At 63.5% G+C, this 22,199-nt stretch carries 20 protein-coding genes; 5 read left to right on the top strand and 15 right to left on the bottom strand.

Translation table 11 applies throughout. The features are described 5' to 3' along the window. Positions 1-19: 19 nt before the first annotated feature. From RCH91_RS05370 to RCH91_RS05340, 7 genes are all read right to left on the bottom strand, one after another. Positions 20-1,150 carry an ABC transporter permease gene (locus RCH91_RS05370; RefSeq protein ID WP_306533564.1) on the bottom strand — a complete coding sequence of 377 codons (1,131 nt, stop codon included), beginning with the start codon at positions 1,148-1,150 and terminating at the stop codon, positions 20-22. Positions 1,151-1,154: 4 nt separating this feature from the next. Beyond that, complete coding sequence (locus RCH91_RS05365) at positions 1,155-2,288, bottom strand: ABC transporter permease (protein WP_306533562.1); 1,134 nt, start codon at positions 2,286-2,288, stop codon at positions 1,155-1,157. Then, entirely contained in the window at positions 2,285-3,259 is a 975-nt protein-coding gene (locus RCH91_RS05360; RefSeq protein ID WP_306533561.1) for an ABC transporter ATP-binding protein, read from the bottom strand. The genes RCH91_RS05365 and RCH91_RS05360 overlap by 4 nt, the downstream gene beginning before the upstream one ends. A 136-nt stretch (positions 3,260-3,395) precedes the next feature. Next, positions 3,396-3,815 carry a putative toxin-antitoxin system toxin component, PIN family gene (locus RCH91_RS05355; protein ID WP_306533560.1) on the bottom strand — a complete coding sequence of 140 codons (420 nt, stop codon included), beginning with the start codon at positions 3,813-3,815 and terminating at the stop codon, positions 3,396-3,398. After that, positions 3,812-4,069: an AbrB/MazE/SpoVT family DNA-binding domain-containing protein gene (locus tag RCH91_RS05350; RefSeq protein WP_306533559.1), complete on the bottom strand. Its 258-nt coding sequence runs from the start codon at positions 4,067-4,069 to the stop codon at positions 3,812-3,814. The genes RCH91_RS05355 and RCH91_RS05350 overlap by 4 nt, the downstream gene beginning before the upstream one ends. A gap of 84 nt (positions 4,070-4,153) precedes the next feature. Next, on the bottom strand, positions 4,154-5,080 hold the full coding sequence (locus tag RCH91_RS05345) for an ABC transporter ATP-binding protein (protein WP_306533557.1): 927 nt from the start codon (positions 5,078-5,080) through the stop codon (positions 4,154-4,156). Beyond that, on the bottom strand, positions 5,077-6,063 hold the full coding sequence (locus tag RCH91_RS05340) for an HlyD family secretion protein (protein WP_306533556.1): 987 nt from the start codon (positions 6,061-6,063) through the stop codon (positions 5,077-5,079). Before RCH91_RS05340 ends, RCH91_RS05345 begins: the two co-directional genes overlap by 4 nt. A gap of 181 nt (positions 6,064-6,244) precedes the next feature. On the opposite strand from RCH91_RS05340, the gene RCH91_RS05335 reads away from it, so the two are divergent. The 4 genes from RCH91_RS05335 (at position 6,245) to nifK (ending at position 11,246) form a co-directional block, all read left to right on the top strand. Then, entirely contained in the window at positions 6,245-6,811 is a 567-nt protein-coding gene (locus RCH91_RS05335) for an ANTAR domain-containing response regulator (protein ID WP_306533555.1), read from the top strand. A gap of 376 nt (positions 6,812-7,187) precedes the next feature. Continuing rightward, positions 7,188-8,057 carry a nitrogenase iron protein gene (gene nifH, locus RCH91_RS05330; protein ID WP_306533554.1) on the top strand — a complete coding sequence of 290 codons (870 nt, stop codon included), beginning with the start codon at positions 7,188-7,190 and terminating at the stop codon, positions 8,055-8,057. 152 nt (positions 8,058-8,209) lie between these two features. Beyond that, positions 8,210-9,649, top strand: coding sequence for a nitrogenase molybdenum-iron protein alpha chain (gene nifD / locus RCH91_RS05325; protein ID WP_306533552.1), 1,440 nt, complete (start codon positions 8,210-8,212; stop codon positions 9,647-9,649). A 133-nt stretch (positions 9,650-9,782) separates the two neighbouring features. Continuing rightward, positions 9,783-11,246, top strand: a complete 1,464-nt coding sequence (gene nifK, locus RCH91_RS05320; protein ID WP_306533550.1) for a nitrogenase molybdenum-iron protein subunit beta — start codon at positions 9,783-9,785, stop codon at positions 11,244-11,246. Positions 11,247-11,376: 130 nt separating this feature from the next. Here nifK and RCH91_RS05315 read toward each other — a convergent pair whose 3' ends face one another. The 8 genes from RCH91_RS05315 to RCH91_RS05280 all read right to left on the bottom strand — a co-directional run bounded on the left by RCH91_RS05315 (position 11,377) and on the right by RCH91_RS05280 (position 21,837). After that, a complete protein-coding gene (locus tag RCH91_RS05315) occupies positions 11,377-11,862 on the bottom strand; it encodes a DUF3597 domain-containing protein (RefSeq protein WP_306533548.1) in 486 nt (161 codons plus the stop codon). A gap of 166 nt (positions 11,863-12,028) precedes the next feature. Further along, the gene (carB, locus tag RCH91_RS05310) at positions 12,029-15,229 is read right to left on the bottom strand and encodes a carbamoyl-phosphate synthase large subunit (RefSeq protein WP_306533547.1); all 3,201 of its coding nucleotides are present in this window, start codon (positions 15,227-15,229) and stop codon (positions 12,029-12,031) included. Between the two features lie 159 nt (positions 15,230-15,388). Then, positions 15,389-16,153 (bottom strand): hypothetical protein, encoded by a 765-nt coding sequence (locus RCH91_RS05305; protein ID WP_306533546.1) that lies wholly within the window; start codon positions 16,151-16,153, stop codon positions 15,389-15,391. A gap of 10 nt (positions 16,154-16,163) precedes the next feature. Further along, positions 16,164-17,771, bottom strand: a complete 1,608-nt coding sequence (locus tag RCH91_RS05300; protein ID WP_306533545.1) for a hypothetical protein — start codon at positions 17,769-17,771, stop codon at positions 16,164-16,166. Positions 17,772-17,971: 200 nt separating this feature from the next. Continuing rightward, positions 17,972-18,547 carry a rubrerythrin gene (gene rbr / locus RCH91_RS05295; RefSeq protein ID WP_306533543.1) on the bottom strand — a complete coding sequence of 192 codons (576 nt, stop codon included), beginning with the start codon at positions 18,545-18,547 and terminating at the stop codon, positions 17,972-17,974. Positions 18,548-18,577: 30 nt separating this feature from the next. Next, positions 18,578-19,078 carry a rubrerythrin family protein gene (locus RCH91_RS05290; RefSeq protein WP_306533542.1) on the bottom strand — a complete coding sequence of 167 codons (501 nt, stop codon included), beginning with the start codon at positions 19,076-19,078 and terminating at the stop codon, positions 18,578-18,580. A gap of 61 nt (positions 19,079-19,139) precedes the next feature. Continuing rightward, entirely contained in the window at positions 19,140-21,338 is a 2,199-nt protein-coding gene (gene katG / locus RCH91_RS05285; RefSeq protein WP_306533540.1) for a catalase/peroxidase HPI, read from the bottom strand. A gap of 1 nt (position 21,339) precedes the next feature. Continuing rightward, the gene (locus RCH91_RS05280) at positions 21,340-21,837 is read right to left on the bottom strand and encodes a Fur family transcriptional regulator (RefSeq protein WP_306533539.1); all 498 of its coding nucleotides are present in this window, start codon (positions 21,835-21,837) and stop codon (positions 21,340-21,342) included. Between the two features lie 113 nt (positions 21,838-21,950). Between RCH91_RS05280 and RCH91_RS05275 the strand changes: the two genes are divergently transcribed. Beyond that, a partial coding sequence (locus RCH91_RS05275; protein ID WP_306533537.1) for a DMT family transporter occupies positions 21,951-22,199 on the top strand: 249 nt, incomplete at its 3' end.

The raw sequence follows: 22,199 nt of genomic DNA, 5'->3' as shown, positions 1-22,199 counted from the left end.
CAATTTCCATAATGCCCTCTTACGCAAGGGTCTTCCTGAACCGCGTCACCGCGAATGCCAGGATGACGCTCCCCAGCACCAGCAGGCCCGCCATCTGGGGCCAGAGTATATCTGCTCCCACCCCCTTCAGAAATATTCCCCGAATGATGACCAGATAGTAGCGCAGCGGGTTCAGGTAGGTGACGTACTGGACGACCTGCGGCATGTTCTCGATGGGAAAGGCGAACCCGGAGAGGAGCATGGCCGGGAAGATGAAAAAGAATGAGCTCATCATGGCCTGCTGCTGGGTTGTGCTCACGGTGGAGATGAAGAGCCCGAAGCCGAGGGTGCTCATGAGAAAGAGGGCCGTGGCGCCGAAGAGGAGCAGGAGGCTCCCCCGGATCGGGACATCGAACCAGAATTTTGAGACGGCCGTGATGACCGCCACGTCGATGAAGCCGATGAGGATGAAGGGGATGGTCTTGCCGAGGATGAACTCGCTCCGGGAGATGGGGGTGACGATCATCTGCTCCATGGTGCCTATTTCCTTCTCGCGCACCACGGCCATGGCGGAGAGGAGCATGGTGATGATCAGGACGATGTTGGCGATGACCGCGGGCACGTAGTAGTTGCTGCTCTCCAGGTTCTCGTTGAACCAGGCGCGGCTCTGGAGCTGGACGCCGGCGGCGGAGGGGCTCATTCCCCGACTGCGGGCACGTTGGGACGATTGGAGCTCGTCATTGAAGCGGGCAGCGATCCGCGAGGCGTAGTTCAGGACGATGCCGGCGGTGTTGGAGTCGGTGCCGTCCAGGATGATCTGGAGCGGGGCCGTGCGCCCGGCCCCAAGGTCGGCGCCGAAGCCCTGGTTCATCCGGAGGATTGCCTTCACCTCTCCCCGGTCCATGAGCTCCCGCACCCGGCCCTCCCGCCTGATGTGCTCGGTGATCTGGAAGTAGCCCGATCGCTGGAACCGGGCAATCAGGTCGCGGCTTTCGGTGCTGTTGTCCAGGTCGTAGACGGCGGTTGTCACGTTCCGCACGTCGGTGTTCACCGCGTAGCCGAAAATCACCGTCTGGAAGGCGGGGATGATGAAGAGGATGAAGCGCATCCGAGGGTCCCGCAGGGCCTGGATAATCTCCTTCACCAGCATGCACTTGAGCCGTTCGAGCATCGCCTCACTCCACCTTCTTCCGGAACTTTCTCACCGCCAGGGCCAGCACCACCACGCCGAAGACCGCCAGGAACACCACTTCCGGCGCCAGCACCCCGAGCCCCACCCCCTTGAGATAGATCCCCCTGAGAATCGTAACAAAGTAACGGGCCGTGATGATGTGGGTGACCGCCTGGATGGGAGGCGGCATGTTCTCGATGGGGAAAATGAAGCCGGAGAGAAGGAATGCCGGAAGCATGGTCGTTACCATGGCGATCTGGGAGGCAAGGCGTTGGTTCTTCGCGATGATGCTGATGAGGAGCCCGAAGGCGAGGGCGCAGGTAAGAAAGATGAACGACATGCTGAACAGGAGCCAGAGGCTCCCCCGCAGCGGGACATCGAAAACGAACTCCCCCACCAGGACCGAGAGGATCAGGTCGAGGATGCCGATGACGAAATAGGGGATGAGCTTGCCGGCGATGAGTTCCGGCCCTCGGAGCGGCGTGGAGATGAGCTGCTCCATGGTGCCGGTCTCCCACTCCCGGGCCACGGTGAGGGAGGTGAGGAGGGCCGCGATGACCATCATGATAACCGCAATGAGCCCGGGGAAGATGTAGTTGCGGGAAACCATGTCGTTGTTGAACCAGACCCGGGGGCGCACATCGACGCTGCCGGCGGTGGGGACGGTGCCCAGGCGCCGAGCCTGCTCAAGAAACACCTCCCGGGACCAGGCAAGGGTGACAGCCTCCGCATAGCCGAGGGCGATGGTGGCCGTGTTGGAGTCGCTGCCGTCCAGGATCGCCTGCACCGGGGCCGGTGTGCCCGTGCGGACCTTCCGGGCGAAATCGGCCGGGATCACCAGCGCCATGAGGACGTCACGCCGGTCGATGGCCCCCTCGATTTCCCGGTAGGTGTCGACATGCCCCGTCAGGGCGAAATAGCGGGAACCGTCGAAACGGCTGATGAAATCGCGGCTTTCAGTGGTGCCGCTCTGGTCCCAGACCATGAGGGGGACCCGGTCCACGTCCAGGGTGAGGGCGTAGCCGAAGAGGAAGAGAAGGAACATGGGGATGGCGATCCCCATGCCGAGGCTCCGGGGGTCCCGAAAGACGTGAATGAATTCCTTGCGGGCCACGGCCGCCACGCGTTGAAGCTTCATCGGCTGAATCCCTTCTGGGGTGCGGCCTCCCGGTCCCTGGCCTCGATGAGGGAGACGAAGACGTCCTCCAGGGACGGGACGATCCGCTCGATGCTGTCCACGGTGAACCCGTCGGTGGCAAGGGCCTGTTCGATGGATGGAATCGCCATGTCGGCCCGTTGGGCCACCACGTGGAGCGCCCGGCCGAAGAGGGCGGCGTGCCCGATGCCGGGAAGGGCCTCGATTGTCTCCATGGCATCCTGGGGCCGGTTGCAGCGCACCTCCACGATCTCCTCCTCCATGAAGCGGGTCTTGAGCTCCCCCGGCGTCCCCAGGGCGATGAGCTCCCCGCGGTAGATGAGTGCCAGCCGATCACAATACTCGGCCTCGTCCATGTAGTGGGTGGTGACGAAGACGGTGACTCCCTCGCCGGCAAGGTGGTAGATCAGGTCCCAGAAGTTGCGGCGGCTGATGGGGTCCACTCCGGAGGTGGGCTCGTCCAGGAAGATGATGGGGGGCTCGTGGAGAACGGCGCACCCCAAGGCCAGCCGCTGCTTCCAGCCGCCGGAGAGGATGGCGGTCCGGGAGGCCCGGTGCTCCGTAAGCCCCGCCATCCGGATGACCCACTCCTTGCGCTCTTTCTTCCTGGCGTCGGGAATCCGGTAGATGCCGCTGTAGAAGTCGATGTTCTCCTCCACGGTCAGGTCCTCGTAGAGGGAGAACTTCTGGCTCATGTAGCCGATGTTCTTCTTGATCTCCTCGGGCTGGCGGACGATGTCGAAGCCGGCCACGGTGCCGCTGCCGGCGGTGGGTTGGAGAATGCCGCAGAGCATCCGGATGGTGGTGGACTTCCCCGCGCCGTTGGGGCCCAGGAAGCCGAAGATCTCCCCCCGTTTAACGTCGAGGGATATCCGGTTCACGGCCACGAAGTCGCCGAAGCGCTTTTCCAGGTCGCGGAGGGTGACGGCGTATGTGGGGTCATGGTGGGGCATTTTTCAGCCAGTGCGTAGATGCCAGGCGTGCTTGTCAATGCTCTTAAAGTTCGTTTGCATCAATTCCTGACCGTTTGAATGCCTGAACGGCATCGGATACGCCAAGACATAAATGTTTAGTCTTCGGAGCAATAATCTACGGCTTCAGGAGTTCTGCCAGCGTATCTCGCGGACTCAGCACCGCTATCCCCTGGTGCGTCTGGCCGAAAAGATGGCCGAAATCCCTGCGGTCGCCGGTGACCAATACCGTTGCGCCGCTCTGGACGGCTGCCGCCATGATGGGGGCGTCCTTGGCGGGAAGGGGGAGCTGCCGTGCCCACAATACCGTGTCAGGTTTCGGTTCGGGGACGATCACGAGCAACCGCACGAGAGAATCCAGTTCCTGTAAATGGTTCGGAGTCTTCGATGCCAGGTTGCGCCGTGCCTCGTCCAAGGCGAAGGCCGAGGTGGAAAGGGTGCAGTGCCCGGCCTCCGCAAGGGAGAAGATTTTACGGGAGATTCCCGTGGGGGAATAGGCGGCGGTGAAAAGAATGTTGGCGTCGAGGAAGAGCTTCATGCTGCCTTCTTCTTTGAAAGCTTGGCGCGTATCTGCTTTTCCTCTTCCGGGCTCAAAGCGTCTTCAGCCAGAAACTCCCTGATCCGTTCGTCCGAGTAAATCTCGATGGGATAGACTGCGGCCTGTCTGAGGATGATGGCTCCGTCATCGGTCGTCTCAACCAGCAGGGGGACTTCCCCGCTGATTCCAACGCGATTGAGGACGGCCTTAGGGATGGATACCTGCCCTTTTTTGCCTAATTTTACCATTTCCATGATGCTCTCCTTCTGGATTCCGGCTTGCCGGATTATGGAATAATGGTACTCGGTGTGACTGGTAAGGTCAAGGTTGGACTTGTTTCAGGTGTTTTCGCCCTCAAGCACCGACACCAGCACATCCTCCAGGCTCGGCTCGATGGCCCGCAGGCCCTGGAGCTCTATCCCCTCGCCACGCAGGATCGCCTCGATGGCGGTGCTTGTTTCCCCGGCGTTGTGGGTCACCACGTGGAGCCGGTCGCCGAAGATCCCCACCGATTCCTTTTCTCGCTGCTCGCGCAGAAGCAGGGCGGCTCGGCGTGGAGCGGGGGTCCGCACCTCCAGGATGGTGCCCCGCATGAGCCCCTTGAGATTGTCGGGCGTGTCGCAGGCCAGGATCCTGCCGCGATGAATGAGCCCCACCCGGTTGCAGCGGTCTGCCTCGTCCAGGTAGGCGGTGGCCACGAAGACTGTTACCCCTTCCCGCAGGAGCTGGTAGAGGATGCGCCAGAAGTCCCGGCGGGAAACCGGGTCGACCCCGTTGGTGGGTTCGTCCAGGAAGAGGACCCGGGGGGTGTGGATGAGGGCGCAGGCGAGCCCCAGTTTCTGCTTCATGCCGCCGGAGAGGTTGCCGGCCAGCCGTTTCCCGAAGGGGGTCAGGTTGCTGAAGGAGAGGAGCCGGCCTATCTTCTCGTCGCGTCCCCGGCGGGGGAGGCCGTAGATGTCGGCATAGAAGTGGAGGTTTTCCAGCACGGTCAGGTCCGGGTAGAGGCCGAAGCGCTGGCTCATGTAGCCGATCTCCTCCTTGAGCGCCTCCGCCTCCTGCACCGTGTGGTGTCCCATGACCCGGGCCGATCCATCCGTAGGGTCCATGATGCCGGTCAGCATCCGCATGGTGGTTGTCTTGCCGGCGCCGTCGGAGCCCACGAGGCCGAAGAGCTCCCCCTGCGCCACGGAGAGGGTGAGCCCGTCCACGGCGGTCACGTCGCCGAAGCGTTTGGTGAGGTTGTCGGTGACAATTGCGGCACTCATTCGCTCGCGAGAATCTCCGCATCCACCGGCATCCCCGGCTTCAGCTCCATAGTGGGGTTCGGGATGGTGATCTTGATCCGGTAGACGAGCTTCACCCGCTCCTTCTCGGTCTGGACGCTCTTGGGGGTGAATTCCGCCTCCGGGGAGATGAAGGTAATGGTCCCCTCGTAGCGGCGGTCTGGCCAGGTGTCGCTTCTCACCCGGGCCTTCTGCCCCACCTTTACCCGCCCCAGATCGGTCTCGGCGATGTAGGCCCGCATCCAGCTGTTCGCCATGTCTCCCACGGAGACGATGGGGGTGCCGGCGGCCACCTGCTCCCCCGGCTCCACGTGCTTGGCCAGGACAAGCCCCGCCATGGGGGAGGAGAGGGTGGTGTAGCCGAGGCGCGTGCGGGCAAGCTCCAGTGCCTCCCGGGCCTGGCCGAGGCGTGCCCGGGCTGCGTCGATCTGCTCGCGCCGGGGGCCCCGGTGCATGAGCTCCTGCTGGGCAACTGCCTCCCTCAGGGCAGCCCGGGACGATTCGAAGGCAGCCTTTGCGGCATCGAAGTCGCGGCGGGAGATGACCTCCCGCTGGAAGAGGGTCTCCTGCCGGGCAAAATCGGCCTTGAGCCGTTCGGCGTCGGCCTTGACTCTTGTTACGGCGGCATCGGCCCTAGCGATGTCCTCCTTCCGGAAACCGTTCTCCAGTTCCCGCAGGTTCGCCGCCAGGACTTCCCTGTCCTGCTCGCGCTGGGCCACGTCCAGGCGAAGGTCGTCATCGTCGAGTCGCGCAACGATCTGTCCCGCCTTCACCAGCTCCCCCTCGTCAACGAGCCGTTCCCGCACCCGTCCCGGAATCTTGAAACTCACCTCCACGTCGGTCACCTCGATGGTTCCCGAGACGGCGACGGTGCTGCCGTCGTCGCCGGTGCGGCGGGTGACGAACCAGGCAATGGCCGCGATGGCCAGGAGCAGGATGGCGATCAGGATCACCTTCTTCTTCATGGACGGTCCTCCGGAGTGGGGCGGCGCCTTCGGGCGCGTCAGCATCTATTTTGGCACCATGGGCGGCATTGTAAAGGATTGAGGAGGGTGAGCGCTAGTCCGTGTTTGGAACGGTTTATGCTCAATCACATCAAAGTAAGAAGGTTTTGCGGGACAAAATAATGATAAGGTGGTGATTTCATTGAGAAGTGCCCTGGTGTGCGATGATGAGCCGATTATCAGGATGAGCTTAAAAAATAAGCTCAAGGAACTTGGTTTCGATGAAATCCGGGAGTGCGGGGACGGGGAGCAGGCGGTGCAGACGGCACTGGCCACGGTGCCCGACATCGTCATTCTCGATGTCTCGATGCCCAAGAAGGACGGCATTACGGCGGCCCGGGAGATCCGGCAGCGGCTGAAGATCCCGATCATCCTCCTGACTGCCTGCTGCGACGCCGAGACGGTCAAGCGGGCCAAGGAGAGCGGCATCGGAGGGTTTCTGGCCAAGCCGTTCCGGGAGCAGGATCTCTGGCCAGCCATCGAGCTTGCCTGTGCCCATGCCGACGAGGTGGAGGCCCTCAAAGAGGAGGTGGAGGACCTGAAGGAGACCCTGGAGAGCCGCAAGGTCATCGAGAAGGCCAAGGGGCTCCTGATGCGGAAACAGGGGCTCTCCGAGCCCGAGGCGTTTCGCAAGATGCAGAAGCTGGCCATGGACAAGCGCAAGAGCCTGCGCCAGATCGCCGAGGCGATTCTGCTGATGGAGGAGTAGACGCGTAGCAGTTGGATGAAGAGGGGCACCGGCAGCAGTCGGTGCCCTTCCATTTTTTAGGCAGATTCGTGGGGATTGTGAAATGGTTCAGGTGGGAAGGGTTGCAGCTGCCATTTGTGATTAAATTGTTGGCACCTGCATGGGAAAGAGGCGCAGTTGGGGAGAGCATAAAGAAACAATTCAGTAATTACGGCATGTTGAGATTTGGCATGGTCAATGCTTTATCCCAGTCATAAGAGAATATGAGAATACGTCGGAGTATTCGCTGCAGAATGCAGGCAAAGGCGCCACCATTGATAACGAATGGGGCGCCTTTTTTTGTTGCCCCGCACATTCCCAGGCAGTCCACGGATTGGTGGACGAAAGGAGAAACATCATGAGACAAATCGCGATTTACGGCAAAGGCGGCATCGGCAAGTCCACGACGACCCAGAACACGGTGGCGGGCCTCGCCTCCCTCGGCAAGAAGGTGATGATCGTCGGCTGCGACCCGAAGGCCGACTCCACCCGGCTCATCCTCCACGCCAAGGCCCAGGCCACGGTCATGGACAAGGTGCGGGAGCTGGGAACGGTCGAGGACCTGGAGCTGGAAGACATTTTGAAGGTCGGTTACGGCGATGTGAAGTGTGTGGAGTCCGGCGGTCCGGAGCCGGGGGTCGGATGCGCCGGCCGCGGCGTCATCACCGCCATCAACTTCCTGGAAGAGAACGGTGCCTACACCCCGGATCTCGACTTCGTCTTTTACGATGTTCTTGGTGACGTCGTCTGCGGCGGGTTCGCCATGCCGATCCGCGAGAACAAGGCGGAAGAGATCTACATCGTCTGTTCCGGCGAGATGATGGCAATGTACGCCGCCAACAACATTGCCAAGGGTATCCTCAAGTACGCCTCCTCCGGCAAGGTCCGGCTGGCCGGCCTCATCTGCAACGCCCGCAAGACCGACAAGGAGTACGAACTGATCGATGCCCTGGCCAAGAAGCTCGGTACCCAGATGATCCACTTCGTCCCCCGGGACAACCAGGTGCAGCGGGCCGAGCTGCGCCGCATGACGGTCATCGAGTACTCCCCCGAGCATCCGCAGGCGAACGAGTACCGGACCCTGGCCCAGAAGATCCTCGACAACAAGATGCTGGTGGTGCCGACCCCACTGGAGATGGAAGAGCTGGAAGATCTCCTCATGGAGTTCGGCATCATGGAGGCCGAGGACGAGACCGTCGTGGGTGTGGCTGAAGCGGCGGCGAAATGACGAACGCTTTTGGGCCATCTCGGCGTTTCCTGCGTCATCGCTTGTGCGACGTGGCGCTGCCACGCCTCCGCGCTCTTCCTTGGAAGCCGCCGACCTGACCTCAAAATCGTTCGCCAATTGGTTTAAGCAAAAACCATACAGGAGAATCGAACATGACACAGACAATACGAAAAGTTGAAGGAATAACGAAAGAGTCGACCCAGGAGATGATCGACAAGGCCCTGGAAATATATCCCGAGAAGGCGAAGAAGAAGCGGGCTCCGCACCTCGCTCCCAACGACGGGGTCAGCTCCTGCGTCAAGTCTAACAGAAAGACCGTTCCCGGCGTCATGAGCGCCCGCGGCTGCGCCTACGCCGGCGCCAAGGGGGTGGTCTGGGGACCGATCCGCGACATGGTGCACGTCTCCCACGGTCCGGTCGGCTGCGGCTGGTACTCCTGGGGTACCCGGCGGAACCTCATGAGCGGCATCACCGGCGTCACCAACTTCGCCATGCAGTTCACCTCCGACTTCCAGGAGAAGGACATCGTCTATGGCGGCGACAAGAAGCTGAAGCAACTGCTCGTGGAGGCCAAGGAGCTCTTTCCCCTGGCCAAGGGGATATCGGTACTCTCCGAGTGCCCGGTGGGGCTCATCGGCGACGACATCAACGCCACCGCCAAGCAGTCCTCCAAGGAGCTGGATATCCCGATCATCCCCTGCAACTGCGAGGGGTTCCGCGGGGTGAGCCAGTCGCTGGGGCACCACATCTCCAACGACACCATCCGGGACCATATCATCGGTACCCGCGAGTTCGCCGAGCCGGAGAGCCCCTATGACATCTCGCTCATCGGCGACTACAACATCGGCGGCGACGTCTGGAGCGCCAAGGCGCTTCTGGAGGAGATCGGCCTCAACGTCAAATCGGTCTGGACCGGCGACGGCGAGCTGGAGAAGATCGCCGCCACCCACAGGGTGAAGCTCAATCTCATCCACTGCTACCGCTCCATGAACTACATGTGCAAGGTGATGGAAGAGAAGTACGGCATCCCCTGGCTGGAGTTCAACTTCTTCGGCCCCACCAAGATCAGGGAGAGCCTGCGGGCCATCGGCGCGCGGTTTGACCAGACCATTCAGGACAAGGTGGAGCAGGCCATCGCCAAGTACGATCCGATCATGCAGGCGATCATCGACGAGTACCGGCCGCGCCTGGAAGGGAAGAAGGTGATGCTCCTGGTGGGTGGCCTCCGCCCGCGCCACACCATCGGCGCCTACGAGGACCTGGGGATGGAGTGTGTCGGTTCCGGCTACGAGTTCGCCCACGGTGACGACTACGAGCGGACCGCACCGGAGATGCCGGAAGCCACGGTCATCTACGACGACCCCTCCGAGTACGAACTGGAGCAGTTCGTCCACACCCTGAAGCCCGACCTCATCGGCAGCGGCATCAAGGAGAAATACGTCTTCCAGAAGATGGGGATTCCGTTCCGCCAGATGCACAGCTGGGACTACTCCGGTCCCTACCACGGTTATCAGGGGTTTTCGGTTTTCGCGCGGGATATCGATATGGCGGTGAACAGCCCCACGTGGAAGCTGGTGAAGTCGCCTTTTTGATCTGATGTAGGGGCGGGGTTTCCCCGCCCGCCTGAAATCCTGTTCAGGGTATGTAAACCAGGGCAGGGAAACCCTGCCCCTACAAAAACATAATCTGCCGTGATACGGATTGGTATCCGGAGAGGAGATAATTATGAGCGCAGAAGCCGCCGTCAAATATGTAACCGAAATACCCGAGGAGGAAGTAAAGCGGGTAGCGGACTGGATCAACACCGAGGAGTACAAGGAAAAGAACTTCGCCCGCCAGGCGCTGGTGATCAACCCGCCCCATGCCTGCCAGCCGCTGGGTGCCCAGCTGGCCGCCCACGGGTTCGAAGGGACGCTGCCGTTTGTCCACGGCTCCCAGGGGTGCGCCTCCTACTACCGCTCCACCCTCAATCGCCACTTTCGCGAGCCGGCGCCGGCGGTCTCCGATTCCATGACCGAGGACGGCGCCGTGTTCGGCGGCCAGAACAACCTCCACGAGGGGCTGGAGAATGCCCTGGCCCTCTACAAGCCGAAGATGATCGCCATCTTCACCTCCTGCATGCCCGAGATCATCGGCGACGACCTGACCGCCTTCATCAAGAACGCCCGGAACAAGGGGCACATCCCCCAGGAGTTCCCGGCGCCATACGCCAACACCCCGAGCTTCAACGGCTCCCACATCCACGGCTATGACGCCATGCTCCTCTCCATCCTCCAGACCCTGACCGCGGGGAAGCAGGTGGAGGGGCGCTGCACCGGCAAGCTGAACCTCGTCGCCGGCTGCGACTTCAACACCGGCAACTACCGGGAGTATGCCCGCATCCTGAAGGAGTTCGGCATCCCCAGCACCATCCTGGCCGACATCGCCGAGTCCTTCGATTCACCCTGCGACGGCAGCTACCACGTCTATCCGGGGGGGACGAAGCTCGACGATGCGGCCGACTCCATCAACGGCAAGGCGACCATCACCGTCGGCCCCTACGCCACGCCCAAGACCTTCACCTGGATCAAGGACAACTACTCCGGCAAGCATGCCTCTCTGCCGATGCCCATGGGGATCGAGAAGACCGACGCCTTCATCAAGAAGCTCGCCGAGCTGTTCGGCAAGCCGGTTCCCGAGTCCCTCAAGGCCGAGCGGGGTCGCGCCGTGGACGCCCTGACCGACTCCCATCAGTACATCCACGGCAAGAAGTTCGCCGTCTACGGCGACCCTGACTATCTCCTGGGGTACGTTTCCTTCCTCCTGGAGATGGGAGCGATCCCGTACCACATCCTCTGCAGCAAGGGGAGCAAGAAGTTCGAGAAGGAGATGCAGGCGCTGCTGGACAGCTCCATGTACGGCAAGCAGGGGAAGATCTACATGGGCAAGGACCTCTGGCACATGCGGAGCCTCCTGGTGACCGACCCGGTGGACGCCATGATCGGCGACTCCCACGGCAAGTTCGCCGCCCGCGACGCCGGCATCCCCCTCTTCCGGTTCGGCTTTCCGATCATGGACCGGGTCAACAAGCATCGCTATCCCCTCATCGGCTACCAGGGTGTCGTCAACATGGTGACCGAGATCGCCAACAAGTTCATCGATATCAAGGATGAGACCTGCGAGGACCGGTTCTTTGAGTTGATGCGGTAGAGTGGTTCGTAGCCCCAAAGCAAACGGCCCGCCGGGATATTCCGGCGGGCCGTTTGTGCAAGGTGTTCGGAAATGTCGAAGAACGCAGCGAATGAGCCAAAATCCCTTGACCCGTCCGAGGCCGTGCCTGTCAGTCGAGCAGGTCGGCGGGGACAATCCCGCCACTCTCAGCGAGCTTCCTCATGACTTGCTTGTGCAGCCAGATGTTCATGGTTGCCGTATCGTTGGTGTCGCCGGTATAGCCGAGTTCTTGAGCCAGTTCGCGGCGCTCTGCAAGGCTCGATTCCATGCCGAGAAGTTTCATCAGGTCGACGATGGATGTCCGCCAGTTGAGTTGCTGGCCGGCATTCGCCGCCATGAAGGTCAGCCTCGCCTCCACGTCGACTTCGCTCATGGGAGCTGGCGCCGAAACGGGTTGAGCCGCCTCAGCCTGAATGGGAGGTGCTGCGGCAGCGTGAACCTCTTCCTCTTTCTTGCCGAAGATGGAATCACGAATTTTGCTGAAAATACCCATCTGCTTTCTCCTTTCATTGACGGCAACCGACTGCGCGCCCACGGCGCGAGCCTGAAACAAATCGGGCACCTGGTCGGTTGTCATCTCTTTCCAGCGTTTCACCTGGCATCTGCAATTAACAGGTTTTCATAATGGTATCAGGCCGCTTTCCCCTGTCAAGGTTTGCAGGAAACTTGAAAAAAACTCTGGACTTAGTGGCGATGGACAAGGGGCCGCGCGGGGCGCCCTTGTTTCCCTGGGTAATACAGGCGCAGTGCGGTCTGTGCCGTCAGCGGATGCCGGCGTGGTACTCCTGCAGGCTCATGACCGGTTCCTTGCCGTTGCGGCGGGCCGCTATCCCCTCGGCGGCGGCGACGGCAGCCGCGACGGTGGTGATGTGGGGGATCTTGTTGGCGATGGCCGCCTTGCGGATGTAGGAGTCGTCATGGGCGCTCTGCTTCCCGGCCGGAGTGTTGACCAGCAGGTGGATCTCGCCGTTCTTTATAGCATCCACCAGATTGGGGCGCCCCTCGTGGAGCTTGTTGACCGGCGTCGCGGCGATGCCGTGGCCGGCCAGGAACCGGCAGGTCCCCTCCGTGGCGCGGATGGCGAAGCCCAGGTCGGCGAAGCGGCGCGCCGCCTCCAGGGCATCATCCTTGTCCCGCTCGGCGATGGTGAAGAGAACCGTACCGGAGAGGGGGAGCTGGGCATTGGCTCCTTCCTGGGCCTTGTAAAAGGCGAGGCCGTAGTTGCCCGCAAGCCCCAGCACCTCGCCGGTGGAGCGCATCTCCGGGCCGAGCACCGGGTCCACCTCGGGGAACATGGAGAAGGGGAAGACCGCCTCCTTGACCCCGAAGTGGGGGAAGGTGCGGCGGACGAGCCCCATATCCTTCAGCTTCGCACCGAGCATGACCTGGACGGCGATGCGGGGCATGGGGATGTTGCAGACCTTGGAGACCAGCGGCACGGTGCGGCTGGCCCGGGGGTTCGCCTCCAGGATGTAGACGGTGTCATCGGCGATGGCGTACTGGATGTTCATGAGCCCCACGACCCCCATGGCCACGGCGATTTTGCGGGTGTACTCATCGATGGTTGCGATGTGCTTCAGGGGGATGCTGACCGGGGGGATGACGCAGGCCGAGTCCCCCGAGTGGACCCCGGCCAGTTCGATGTGCTCCATGACCGCGGGGACGAAGGCGTCGGTTCCGTCACTGATGGCGTCGGCTTCCGCCTCGATGGCGTTCTCCAGGAACCGGTCGATGAGGATGGGGCGCTCCGGGGAAACGTCCACCGCCTTGGCGATGTACTCCGTGAGCATTTCCTCGTCGTGGACCACCTCCATGGCCCTGCCGCCCAGAACGTAGGAGGGGCGGACCATGAGGGGATAGCCGAAGCGGGCCGCGACAGCCAGGGCCTCCTCGAGGGTGCTGGCCATGCCCGATTCGGGCTGGGGGATCCCCAGTTCCCCCATGACCTTGGCGAAGCGCTGCCGGTCCTCGGCCAGGTCGATGGTCTCCGGCGACGTGCCGATGATCCGCACCCCGGCTGATTCCAGTTCGGCGGCGATGTTGAGGGGGGTCTGCCCTCCGAACTGGACCAGCACCCCCTCGGGCTTCTCCTTGGTGTAGATGGAGAGGACATCCTCCACGGTGAGGGGCTCGAAGTAGAGTTTGTCCGAGGTGTCGTAGTCCGTTGAAACCGTCTCCGGGTTGCAGTTGACCATGATGGTCTCGTAGCCGGCCTCCCGCAGGGCAAAGGCGGTGTGGACGCAGCAGTAGTCGAACTCGATCCCCTGGCCGATCCGGTTGGGGCCGCCCCCCAGCACCATGATCTTCTTCCGGTCGCTGACCGGTACCGTGTCCGGGGCGTTGTAGGTGGAGAAATAGTAGGCGGCGTTCTCCACCCCGCTCACGGGCACCGCTTCCCACGCCTCGGCGAGTCCCAGGGCCAGCCGCCGTTCCCGGACCTGGGGCTCGGGAATCTCCAGCAGCTTCGCCAGATAGCGGTCGGCAAAGCCGTCCCGTTTGGCCTGGAGCAGCAGCCCGTCGGGGGGGAGGCTTCCCCGGTGCCGGAGTATCTGTTCCTCCAGCTCCACCAGCTCCTTCATCTGCTGCAGGAACCAGTGCTTGATATGGGTCAGGCGGTGGAGCTGGTCGATGTCTGCCCCCTTGCGGAGGGCCTCGTAGAGGATGAACTCGCGCTCGCTGGAGGGCTCGGCCAGCATCTCCAGGAGCTTCGGCAGCGATGTGGCGTTGAAGTCGCGGGCAAAGCCGAGGCCGTACCGGCCGATCTCCAGGGAGCGGATCGCCTTCTGCAGCGCCTCCTTGTAGTTCTTGCCGATGCTCATCACCTCGCCCACGGCCCGCATCTGGGTGCCGAGCTTGTCCTCGACCCCCTTGAACTTCTCGAAGGCCCAGCGGGCAAACTTCACCACCACGTAGTCGCCGGAGGGGGTGTACTTCTCCAGGGAGCCGTCCCGCCAGTAGGGGATTTCGTCCAGGGTAAGGCCGGCGGCCAGGAGCGACGACACCATGGCGATGGGGAAGCCGGTGGCCTTGGAGGCCAGGGCCGAGGAGCGGGAGGTGCGGGGGTTGATCTCGATGACCACCACACGACCGGTTTTCGGGTCGTGGGCGAACTGGACGTTGGTGCCGCCGATCACCTCGATGGCGTCGACGATGCGGTAGGAGTAGTCCTGGAGCCGTGCCTGAAGCTCCGGGGCGATGGTGAGCATGGGGGCCGTGCAGTAGGAGTCGCCGGTGTGGACCCCCATGGCGTCCACGTTCTCGATGAAGCAGACGGTGATCTTCTGGCTCCTGGCGTCCCGCACCACCTCCAGTTCCAGCTCCTCCCATCCCAGCACCGACTCCTCCACCAGAATCTGCTTGACCGGGCTGGCCGAGAGCCCCCGGGTGGCAATGGTCCGGAACTCCTCCAGGTTGTAGGCGAAGCCGCCGCCGGTCCCCCCCATGGTGTAGGCGGGCCGGATCACCACCGGCAGCCCGATCCGTCCCGCCGCCTCCAGGGCCTCCTCCAGGGAGGTGGCGATCTCGCTGCGGGCGGTCTCGATCCCCAGCCGTGCCATGGTCTCCTTGAAGGTCTCCCGGTCCTCGCCCCGCTTGATGGCATCCAGGTTGACGCCGATGACCCGCACCCCGTACTCGTCCAGCACCCCGGCCTTGGCCAGGGCCGAGGAGAGGTTGAGGCCGGTCTGGCCCCCCAGGTTGGGGAGGAGGGCGTCGGGGCGCTCCTTGCGGATGATCTCGGTGAGGGTCTCCACGTTAAGGGGTTCGATATAGGTGGCATCGGCCATGGCGGGATCGGTCATGATGGTGGCTGGGTTGGAGTTCACCAGCACGATTTGGTAGCCGAGCTTGCGCAGGGCCTTGCAGGCCTGGGTGCCGGAGTAGTCGAACTCGCAGGCCTGACCGATGATGATGGGGCCGGAACCGATGATGAGGACCTTCTTGACGTCGTCGCGCCTGGGCATCGTTGCCTCCTTGCTGAAAAGATGTGCATGTGCTGGGATTAATCTGGGCAACTATCGCAAAAAAATCGGTCAGCTGCAAGGAGGGATTCCGGATGTGCCTGTGAAGTGTGCACTGCGCGGGGACGGCAAGGATGATGGTGTGAGCGCGGTTCCGTGAGCTTACCAGATCAGTCGCACCGTGAGTCCGCTCGGTGATACCGCCACCAGCTTCACCTGCTTTCCGTCGATGGTGATCTCATCGCCCGGTTTCAGCTGCTCGCCGTCGTCGGCCGTGCCGTTGCCATTGGCGTCGATGGCAAGGGGATCGTTGGAATAGTCGCCGTCGGCGTTGCCGTCAAAGGCCACCAGGGGGTGGCTGCGCCCGTCGATGGTGAGCTCGCCTTGCCAGTGGCAGACCGGGTAGAACCGGACCCCTCCCATGGGGCTCCCGAAAAGCCAGAGCCGGTAGGGGGCGACCACCTTTTCGGCATCGTAGCGGATCTGGATGGAGACGTTGTTGGGGAGCAGCCCCTCCTTCTCGGCGATGAAAGGGCCCCGGTCGTCGGTCAGGTTGCCGTTGCGGTTCTCGTCGAAATAGAACCGGGGCGGGGTGCTCTCCTCGGTTATCACCAGGTGGCTCCGGCCGGCTATGGCGAACTCGTCGTAGTAGCGCTTGTGGCCCGAGTCGGGGGGCAGGGTCTTGAACCCCTGGTTGCCCCCCGGCGTCTCGAACAGGTGGAGGGCAAACCCCTGGGAGACCGAGAGCCCCAGAGGAAATCCCTCGGGAACGTAGCGCAGCTCGATGGGGGTGCCGCCCGCAGCCGAAACCATGGCTACGGAATTCTTGGCTGGTGCCTGCTGTGAGTTTCCTGTTTCCTTACGGCAGCCCGTGGCTGCGAGAAGCATCCCGCACAGGGCCAAGGCGATGACGGTGCGCTTGCGCATGGTTTGTTCCTTACGATTTTCCGAGATTTTCGGGTATCTCCAGGTCGAAGGTCTTCCTTCCCGGCGTTGTCTCCTTGATCTCCCAGTCCCCCAGCACCCGTTTGTCGCTGCCGTTCCAGTAGGAAATCTTCAGGTGGAGCCGCGGCTCCATGGTTGCCGCCGGATCTTTGACCGGCTCGTAATTCACCGTGATGCTGTTGCGGCCGAAGACGAGTTCCTCGCCGTTCTCGTTGTAGTTGTACTGCATGTTGGGCTCGGTCCCCAGTTCCTTGACGGTGGAGCCGTTGGCCTCCACCTTTCCCCCGTAGTTGACGGAGTAGATGAATACGTGGATGTGCTCAGGGTGCCGGGCCTGGTTCTGCTCCGCCGGTTGGGACGATGACGGGAAGGAGGGAGACGATCCGCTCTCGACGGGGGAGACGGAGATGCTTCCCGAGGGTTCTCCCTGTGTGGGGACCGGGATGACGCGGAAGTCTCCGTCGCCGCTGCCGGAACCCGCTGTTGCCGGAAGGGTGATGGCAGGCACCCCGCCGCCCATGAGGGGGGAGAGGTTCTTGTAGAGGGCTGCCCCGAAGGTGGCCAGCAGGATCGCCGGCACGGCCACATACCCCAGCACCGCAAGGCCGACCCACCGGGCGCTGTCGCCGAAGCCGCAGGGGTAAATCACCTCGCCGGCTGCCTCCTTCAGGTCCTTGAAGAGAAGGGCCTGGTAGACCATGGTATAGGGGATCGCCACGAGGGTGAGAAGCAGTCCCACCACCGGGATGGCCCCGACGACTGCCAGGCAGGCCCAGATGACCACGAGGCGGAGGAAGACGTCGAACCAGCGGCCGGCGGTGTAGGCCTTGCTCTTGAGCAGGGCCGACATGCCGCGGGTGTCGTCGTCGAAGATGACGAAGTTCGCGAAGAAGAACCAGACCGAAAAGATGATGCCCGGAATGACGAAGAGGAGGTAGCCTCCGGTGATGATGAAGCCGACCAGGAAGCTCACCAGGGCGAAGGGGAGGAGTTTCTCCCGGGCCACAGCAAAGGCGGCGCGGGTGTCGAGGGTTTCGTCGAGGGACGCGGCAACGCAGGCCCCCCATCCCCACGAAAAGCCGAGGACGCCGGCAGCGAGGCCGATGACGGAGCTGAGGGTGACCACCGCCCCCTTGGCGGACGGCAGTGCCGCGGCGAGGGCGAAGCCGAGCGCCCCCGCGGCGACCGGCGCGGCGGCCGCCGCCAGCAGGAAAAGGAGATAGATGATGAACAGGGTGGCGAAGCGGCTCTGGAACACCGTCCAGGCATCACGCAACAGTTCGCCGATCCCTCTAAGTTCCGCCCTTTGTCCCCGGCTGTGCTGGGCGGGGCGCGACGGGTTCGGACGCGAGGCATTGGGGCGGGACGGGGTAGATGATGATGGCGCGGGAGGCGGTTGCCGCAGGGGAGGCGGTGCTGCTCCCCCGGCAGGCGGTTGCGGGGATGAGGACGCTGGAGCAGCGGCAAGTTTAGCCGGGTCCAGAAGGAATTTCCCCTTGCAGCGGGGACAGGTGGCCGTCACCGGCTGCTTCGGGGCCTGATCCCGGCGGATGTCCTTGGCGAGTTGACAGTGGGGGCAGATGACGCGAAGCTGGTCCATGGCGGTACCTTGGCCTTTCCCTGGTGTTTGGGAGCGGCCCGGTATCGCCAGCCCCTCCTTCTCCCTATCGGCACAATGGGGGGAGGGCTTTAGCGCAATAATGACAATGGGGCACGGAGAAGCGGCGAATAAAAAAGGACACCTCCCCTGCCAGGGGACGTGTCCTTTTCGCATCAGTTGCTGTGGTGCCCCGCTGTTCTCTACCAGTTCTCGCCCAGAAGCTCGAAGTGGGCCTTGGGGTGGGCGCAGGCGGCACACTGGTCGGGCGCTCCGGCGGCGGTGTGGAGGTAGCCGCAGTTGCGGCAGCGCCAGACCACCTCGGTGTCGCGGGTGAAGACCCGGTTGGCCTCGATGTTGGCCAGGAGATCCCGATAGCGCTTCTCGTGCTGCTTCTCAGCCACGGAGATGGCGGTCCAGACCGCCGCGATGGCGGGGAACCCCTCCTCCTTGGCGATGGCGGCGAAACCGGGGTAGAGGTCGGTGTGCTCCTCGTGCTCGCCCCTGGCGGCGGCCAGGAGGTTTTCGGCGGTGGTGCCGATCCTGCCGGCGGGGAAGCAGGCGGTGATCTCCGTGTCGCCCCCCTCCAGGAACTTGAAGAAGCGCTTGGCGTGCTCCTTCTCCTGGTTGGCGGTCTCCTCGAAGATGTCGGCGATCTGCACGTACCCCTCTTTTTTCGCCGCAGCGGCGAAGTAGGTGTACCGGTTGCGGGCCTGGCTCTCGCCGGCAAAGGACTTCAGGAGGTTCTGCTCGGTTTTGGTTCCCTTGATGCTGCTCATCTAACAATCTCCTTCGTGGTGTTTTTTTGATTAGTCGATCAGGGTGAAGCGGTCCTTCGGCACCTGGCAGACGGGGCACTTGTCGGGCGCCTCGTCATAGACGGTGTTGCCGCAGATTTCGCAGACGTACACCTTCCGTGCCGCCAGGTCGCCGCCGCTCATGACCGCGGCGAAGGCCTTCTGGTACAGGTCGTGGTGGATTTCCTCCACGGCCAGGGCGTTGCGGAAGGAGATTTCCGCCATGCGGTCCCCTTCCTGCTTTGCCTCTTCCAGGTAGGGGGGGTACATGGTCTGAAACTCGAAGCCTTCCCCCTCAATGGCCTCCTGAAGGTTCTCGGCGGTTTTCTTGATACCCCCCATGGCGCGAAGGTGGGCATGGGCATGGACGGTCTCGGCGTGGGCCGCGGCCCGGAAGAGCCTGGCCACCTGGGGGAAGCCGTCCACCTCGGCCTGCTTGGCAAAGGCGAGATATTTCCGGTTGGCCTGGCTTTCGCCGGCAAAGGCTTCGGCGAGATTTTCCTTTGTGGACATCTGATTTCTCCTTGTGGGCAATGAAATGGGGCGTTTCCCGCGCTCTTTCTTATTAGCAGTATTACTTCTCCCTGTCAAAGCGGTCCAGGTTCATGACCTTGTTCCAGGCTGTTACGAAGTCACGCACGAACTTCTCCCGGGCATCGTCCTGGGCATATACCTCGGCCAGGGCGCGCAGCTGCGAGTTGGAGCCGAATACCAGATCGACCCGGGTAGCGGTCCACCGGAGCGCCCCCGTCGTGCGGTCGCGCCCTTCGAACGTGTCCCCGGCAGCGGACGCGGGCTTCCAGGCGGTGGCCATGTCGAGCAGGTTTAGGAAGAAGTCGTTGGTCAGCGCCCCCGGCCGTTTCGTGAACACGCCATGCTGCGACTGGTCAGCGTTGGCGCCCAGCACGCGCAGGCCGCCGACGAGCACCGTCATCTCGGGCGCGCTCAGGGTCAGCAGGTGCGCCTTGTCCACCAGCATTTCCTCGGCCGACACGGTGAATGCCTTCTTCCGGTAATTGCGGAAACCGTCGGCCTCGGGCTCCATCACGGCGAACGATTTCACATCGGTCTGGTCCTGGGAGGCGTCGGTGCGACCCGGGGTGAAGGGGACCTCCACCCCGTGGCCGGCTGCCTTGGCCGCCGCTTCAACCGCTGCGCAGCCGGCCAGCACGATGAGGTCCGCCATGGAGACCTTCTTCCCCCCCGCCTGGGTGCCGTTGAACTCCCGCTGGATGGTTTCGAGCACGCCCAGCACCCTGGCCAGCTGCGCCGGCTGGTTGACCTCCCACTCCTTCTGCGGCGCCAGGCGAATGCGGGCGCCGTTGGCACCGCCGCGCTTGTCCGAACCACGGAAGGTGGAGGCCGCGGCCCAAGCGGTGGCAACCAGCTCCGCCACCGACAGCCCCGAGGCCAGAACCTTCGCTTTGAGGTCGGCGACGTCCCTGGCGTCGATCAGGGGGTGATCGACGGCGGGGAGCGGGTCTTGCCAGATCAGGTCTTCGGCCGGGACTTCAGGCCCCAGGTAGCGGGCCTTGGGACCCATGTCGCGGTGGGTCAGCTTGAACCAGGCGCGGGCGAAGGCGTCGGCAAAGGCCTGCGGGTCCTGGTGGAAGCGGCGCGCGATGGGCTCATAGATGGGGTCGAAGCGCAGCGACAGGTCGGCCGTGGTCATCATGGGGCGGTGCTTCAGCGATGGGTCATGGGCATCCGGAATCATGTGCTCCGGCTTCACGTCCTTGGCATGCCATTGTTGGGCGCCGGCTGGGCTCTTGGAAAGCTCCCACTCGTAGCCGAACAGCGTGTTGAAGTAGCCCATGTCCCATGTGGTGGGATTGAGTTTCCAGGCCCCTTCGATGCCGCTGGTGGTGGTGTGCACCCCCTTGCCGGTGCCGAAGCTGTTCTTCCAGCCCAGGCCCATTTCTTCCAGAGGGGCGGCCTCGGGCTCCGGCCCCACCAGCGACGGGTCGCCGGCGCCGTGGCACTTGCCGAAGGTGTGGCCCCCGGCGACGAGCGCGACGGTCTCTTCGTCGTTCATCCCCATGCGGCCGAAGGTCTCACGCACATCAAGGCCCGAAGCCACGGGGTCGGGGTTGCCGTTGGGGCCTTCGGGGTTCACGTAGATTAGGCCCATCTGCACGGCAGCCAGCGGGTTCTCCAGCTCGCGGTCGCCGGTGTAGCGCTTGTCGCCCAGCCATTCGGCTTCGGCTCCCCAGTAGATGTCCTCCTCGGGCTGCCAAATGTCCACGCGGCCACCACCGAAACCGAAGGTCTTGAAGCCCATGGACTCCAGCGCCACGTTGCCGGCCAGAATCATCAGGTCGGCCCAGGAGATTTGGTTGCCGTATTTCTGCTTGATGGGCCAGAGCAGGCGGCGCGCCTTGTCCAGGTTGCCGTTGTCAGGCCAGCTGTTGACCGGCGCGAACCGCTGGTTGCCGGTGCCCCCACCGCCGCGTCCGTCACCGGTGCGGTAGGTGCCGGCGCTGTGCCAGGCCATGCGGATGAAGAAGCCGCCGTAATGGCCCCAGTCGGCGGGCCACCACTCCTGCGAGCTGGTCATCAGGGCGTAGAGGTCCCTCTTCAGCGCCGCCAGGTCGAGCTTCTTGAACTCCTCGGCGTACTTGAAGCCGGGGTCCATCGGGTTCGACGCCGGCGCGTGCTGGTGCAGGATCCCGAGGTTCAGCTGTTTGGGCCACCAGTCCCGGTTCGTCGTGCCTCGACCCGCGACCGGGTGGCCGGAAGCCCCGGTGAACGGGCACGTGCCGGTTTCGCTCATTTCATCCTCCTCGGATTCCTGGCTGCCTTCGAACCCTCGAGGCTTCGGGGCCGCCCTGACAGGTCCCACAGAGTCCCCGCACCTCGACGTGCGCGTCCAGGACGCTCCCGAGCCTCTTCACTGCGTCGGGGACCCGGAGGCCGTCGAGCTCCGGGCTCTCGAAGTCGCGAACGAGCCGGCAGCGCACGCAGAAGTAGTGATGGTGACGGTCGAGGTTGGCGTCGAAACGCACGCCGGAGGCCCTCGGTCCGAGCGTCGAAACGAGCCCGAGGTCGTGGAGCGCCCACAGCGTCCGGTAGACCGTGTCGAGCGATACCGTCGGCATCCGCTGCTGGACCGCGCGGAACACCGTCTCCGCGTCGGGGTGCTCCTCCGACGCCGCCAGCTCCCGGAAGATCTCGAGCCGCTGGTGCGTGAGCTTGAGGCCCGCTTCCTTCGCGACGGCGCGGAGGCGCTCGAGCCTCCGCCCGGCGGGGTCGCCCTGCTCGTTACGTTTCATTCCTATTTGCGGATCATCCGCAGATAGGAATCTATTCCTTCTCTACGGCGGGGTCAAGCAAGCGGGCGACGCGGCCCTCGGACGATTCGCCGGGCGGGTGCAGTATCCGGCGGATGGATCACCCGCCCGCGACGTCGGCAAGGCCCGGCGGCTCGTCCGACGTCTTCCTCTTCTTCCTCTCCTCGTTCATCTGGGGGACGACCTGGCTCGCCATCAAGTTCCAGCTCGGGGTCGTGGCCCCCGAGGTCTCCGTGGCGTGGCGGTTCGGCCTGGCCTCGCTCGTCCTCGTCGCGTGGTGCCTGCTGCGCGGCGTCTCGCTCCGGTTCACGGCGCGCGACCACGCGCGCCTCGCGCTCCTCGGG

Source organism: Geobacter sp. (assembly GCF_030834625.1).
In the GTDB taxonomy this organism is placed as follows: Bacteria; Desulfobacterota; Desulfuromonadia; order Geobacterales; family Geobacteraceae; genus Geobacter.
This window is presented reverse-complemented; position numbering and strand designations above follow the sequence as displayed.

Coding starts and splice junctions, on each gene's coding strand:
- RCH91_RS05350 (WP_306533559.1), bottom strand. CDS start 4,069: ATGGAAATGGTAAAATTAGGCAAAAAAGGGCAGGTATCCATCCCTAAG.
- katG (WP_306533540.1), bottom strand. CDS start 21,338: ATGAGCGAAACCGGCACGTGCCCGTTCACCGGGGCTTCCGGCCACCCG.
- rbr (WP_306533543.1), bottom strand. CDS start 18,547: ATGAGCAGCATCAAGGGAACCAAAACCGAGCAGAACCTCCTGAAGTCC.
- RCH91_RS05290 (WP_306533542.1), bottom strand. CDS start 19,078: ATGTCCACAAAGGAAAATCTCGCCGAAGCCTTTGCCGGCGAAAGCCAG.
- RCH91_RS05305 (WP_306533546.1), bottom strand. CDS start 16,153: ATGCGCAAGCGCACCGTCATCGCCTTGGCCCTGTGCGGGATGCTTCTC.
- RCH91_RS05360 (WP_306533561.1), bottom strand. CDS start 3,259: ATGCCCCACCATGACCCCACATACGCCGTCACCCTCCGCGACCTGGAA.
- RCH91_RS05355 (WP_306533560.1), bottom strand. CDS start 3,815: ATGAAGCTCTTCCTCGACGCCAACATTCTTTTCACCGCCGCCTATTCC.
- RCH91_RS05280 (WP_306533539.1), bottom strand. CDS start 21,837: ATGAAACGTAACGAGCAGGGCGACCCCGCCGGGCGGAGGCTCGAGCGC.
- RCH91_RS05365 (WP_306533562.1), bottom strand. CDS start 2,288: ATGAAGCTTCAACGCGTGGCGGCCGTGGCCCGCAAGGAATTCATTCAC.
- carB (WP_306533547.1), bottom strand. CDS start 15,229: ATGCCCAGGCGCGACGACGTCAAGAAGGTCCTCATCATCGGTTCCGGC.
- RCH91_RS05345 (WP_306533557.1), bottom strand. CDS start 5,080: ATGAGTGCCGCAATTGTCACCGACAACCTCACCAAACGCTTCGGCGAC.
- RCH91_RS05370 (WP_306533564.1), bottom strand. CDS start 1,150: ATGCTCGAACGGCTCAAGTGCATGCTGGTGAAGGAGATTATCCAGGCC.
- nifD (WP_306533552.1), top strand. CDS start 8,210: ATGACACAGACAATACGAAAAGTTGAAGGAATAACGAAAGAGTCGACC.
- RCH91_RS05300 (WP_306533545.1), bottom strand. CDS start 17,771: ATGGACCAGCTTCGCGTCATCTGCCCCCACTGTCAACTCGCCAAGGAC.
- nifK (WP_306533550.1), top strand. CDS start 9,783: ATGAGCGCAGAAGCCGCCGTCAAATATGTAACCGAAATACCCGAGGAG.
- nifH (WP_306533554.1), top strand. CDS start 7,188: ATGAGACAAATCGCGATTTACGGCAAAGGCGGCATCGGCAAGTCCACG.
- RCH91_RS05340 (WP_306533556.1), bottom strand. CDS start 6,063: ATGAAGAAGAAGGTGATCCTGATCGCCATCCTGCTCCTGGCCATCGCG.